This window comes from Intrasporangium sp. (assembly GCF_035280925.1).
In the GTDB taxonomy this organism is placed as follows: domain Bacteria; phylum Actinomycetota; class Actinomycetes; order Actinomycetales; family Dermatophilaceae; genus Intrasporangium.
This window is the reverse complement of record NZ_DATEEY010000133.1, coordinates 1-2,967: the sequence shown is the minus strand read 5'-3', so window position 1 is coordinate 2,967 and position 2,967 is coordinate 1. Positions and strand designations below refer to the sequence as shown.

Here is a 2,967-nt window from a genome sequence, read left to right as displayed (position 1 = left end):
TGCCCGGGGCGCCGGCACCAGCGAGGGCCACCAGGCCGGCGCCGACAACATCGCCAACCTCCTGTCCTGGTGCGACGAGGTCGGGGTCGAGGTCGTCACGCTCTGGCTGCTCTCGACCGACAACCTCAACCGTCCGGAGGGTGAGCTTCGCCCGCTGCTCGGCATCATCGAGCGAGCCGTGGACACCTTGGCGGACACCCATCGTTGGCGCATCCACCCCGTCGGTGCGCTCGACCTGCTGCCCGCCGCGACCGCCAGCCGCCTCAAGGCCGCCGATGACCGGACCCGTGACGTCAAGGGCATGCTCGTCAACGTCGCCGTGGGCTACGGCGGCCGGCGCGAGATCGCGGATGCCGTGCGCTCGCTCCTCCAGGAGCACGCCTCGCGAGGCACGAGCATCGAGCAGCTCGCCGAGGTCATCGATGTGGAGCACATCGCCGAGCACCTCTACACGAAGGGTCAACCGGACCCGGACCTCGTCATCCGCACGTCGGGGGAACAGCGCCTCGGAGGCTTTCTCCTGTGGCAGAGCGCGCACAGCGAGTTCTACTTCTGCGAGGCGTACTGGCCCGACTTCCGCAAGGTCGACTTCCTCCGGGCGCTGCGCGCCTTCGGTGAGCGGCAGCGTCGGTTCGGCTCCTGAGCAGGGGCGCGGGATCTCGCCGAGTCACGGCAGTCACACCACGGCAGTCAACCACCGCAGTCACAGCAGGCTCACCCGGCCTGGATCGGCAGGCGACGGACCGACACGCGGGGCTGGCTACGCCGGCTCGCTCCGTCGTCGTCGTAGCGTCGAGACCACCGATCTCCCTCATCGAGGAGTAGCCATGGCTTCGAGCACGCGACCGGCACCGGCAGGACGGGCGGAAGGGCGGGCGGAGGGGCCACGACACACCTACGTGCTCGACACCTCGGTCCTGCTCTCCGACCCGCGGGCCATCGCCCGGTTCAAGGAGCACGAGGTCGTCCTGCCCGTCGTCGTCGTCACCGAGCTCGAGGCCAAACGCCACCACCCCGAGCTCGGCTACTTCGCCCGAACCGCGTTGCGGATGCTCGACGACCTGCGGATCAAGGCGGGCCGGCTCGACGCCCCCGTCCCGGTGGGAAGCGACGGCGGCACCCTGCGCGTCGAGCTCAACCACACCGATCCCACGTCCCTCCCCGCCGGTTTCCGCCTCGGCGACAACGACACCCGGATCCTCGCGGTCGCGCGCAACCTCGCCAACGAGGGTCGGCGCGTGACGATCGTCAGCAAGGACCTCCCGATGCGGGTCAAGGCGTCCGCCTGCGGTCTCGAGGCGGAGGAGTACCGGGCGGAGCTGGCCGTCGAGTCCGGCTGGACGGGCATGGACGAGCTCGAGGTGACCGTCGAGGAGATGGATCATCTCTACGAGCACGGGCGCCTGGAGAACCCCGTCGCGGCCGAGCTGCCCTGCCACACCGGGCTCAAGCTCATGTCGCCGCGCGGTTCGGGCCTCGGCCGCGTCGGCCCGGACAAGCAGGTGCGCCTCGTGCGAGGGGACCGCGACGCGTTCGGCCTGCATGGTCGCAGCGCCGAGCAGCGGATCGCCCTCGACCTCCTCCTGGACCCCGACATCGGGATCGTGAGCATGGGGGGCCGGGCCGGGACGGGGAAGTCCGCCCTCGCGCTGTGCGCCGGCATCGAAGCGGTCATGGAACGCCGCCAGCAGCGCAAGGTGGTGGTCTTCCGGCCGCTCTACGCCGTGGGCGGCCAGGAGCTCGGCTACCTCCCCGGGTCCGAGGCGGAGAAGATGAACCCGTGGGGCCAGGCGGTCTTCGACACGCTCTCCGCCGTCGTCTCCCGCGAGGTGGTCGAGGAGATCCTGGACCGCGGCATGCTCGAGGTGCTCCCGCTCACCCACATCCGCGGTCGCTCGCTGCACGACGCGTTCGTCATCGTCGACGAGGCGCAGAGCCTGGAGCGCAACGTGCTCCTCACGGTGCTGTCGCGGATCGGGCAGAACTCGCGGGTCGTCCTCACGCACGACGTCGCCCAGCGCGACAACCTGCGCGTCGGGCGTCACGACGGTGTCGTGGCGGTCGTCGAGGCCCTCAAGGGGCATCCGCTCTTCGCCCACGTCACCCTGACTCGTTCCGAGCGCAGCCCCATTGCCGCACTCGTGACCGATCTCCTCGAAGGCATCGAGGTCTGAGCGTGGTCTCGACCTGCGCCGATGACGTTCTCGCACCTGAGCCTGTCCTGAACAGGACATTTCCGGACTCGCTGGACCGGCCGCTACAGTTCGTCTCGATTCGGTAACGCCGCGTCTGGCGCGGCGACCCCCTCGTCACTGCACTGCCCGGAGAGGTTCTCTGCCTGTCGATGGCCCGTTACACCCCTCGCCACGCACCCCGCCATGCCGCCCCGCGGTCCTCGGGTCTTGCGCGGTCGGCAGGTTCGGCACTCCGGCAGCCGGTCGTGCTCGCCGGCGCCGCGGCCGCCGTTCTCTCCACCGGCGGCGTCGCGGCGACCGTGACCAGCGGGACGGCGAACGCCGACACCCTCACCTTCGCGGTCGACGGGACGACCTCCAGCACGTCGACGGAGGAGATCAAGACCGAGCAGGAGGACGCGGCCCGCGTCGCGGCCGACCGCAGCGCGACGAACGCCCAGCGCGCCATCGCGGCGGCCCGCAGTGCCGAGGTGGAGAAGGCCCGGGCGGCGTCGCGCGCCAAGGCCCGGAAGGCAGCAGCCGAGAAGGCGGCCGAGGAGGCCCAGCGCCGGCGCATCATCGCGAACGCGCAGGAGGACCCCAAGGCCGTCGCCCGGATGCTCCTACCGGAGTTCGGGTACAGCCAGGCCCAGTGGCCCTGCCTCGACCAGCTGTGGATCGGTGAGAGCGACTGGCGGTGGTGGGTCGCGAACCCATCCTCCGGCGCGTACGGCATCCCCCAGTCCCTGCCCGCGGACAAGATGGCGACGATGGGCAGCGACTGGCGCACCAA

At 70.8% G+C, this 2,967-nt stretch carries 3 protein-coding genes; all 3 read left to right on the top strand.

Translation table 11 applies throughout. The features are described from left to right. Nucleotides 1-643: polyprenyl diphosphate synthase (gene uppS / locus VJN29_RS12900; RefSeq protein WP_324144035.1), on the top strand; the 643-nt coding region annotated here is incomplete at its 5' end. A 184-nt stretch (nucleotides 644-827) separates the two neighbouring features. Beyond that, complete coding sequence (locus VJN29_RS12895) at nucleotides 828-2,174, top strand: PhoH family protein (protein WP_324144034.1); 1,347 nt, start codon at nucleotides 828-830, stop codon at nucleotides 2,172-2,174. Between the two features lie 170 nt (nucleotides 2,175-2,344). Continuing rightward, the coding region (locus VJN29_RS12890) for a hypothetical protein (protein WP_324144032.1) at nucleotides 2,345-2,967 on the top strand (623 nt) is incomplete at its 3' end.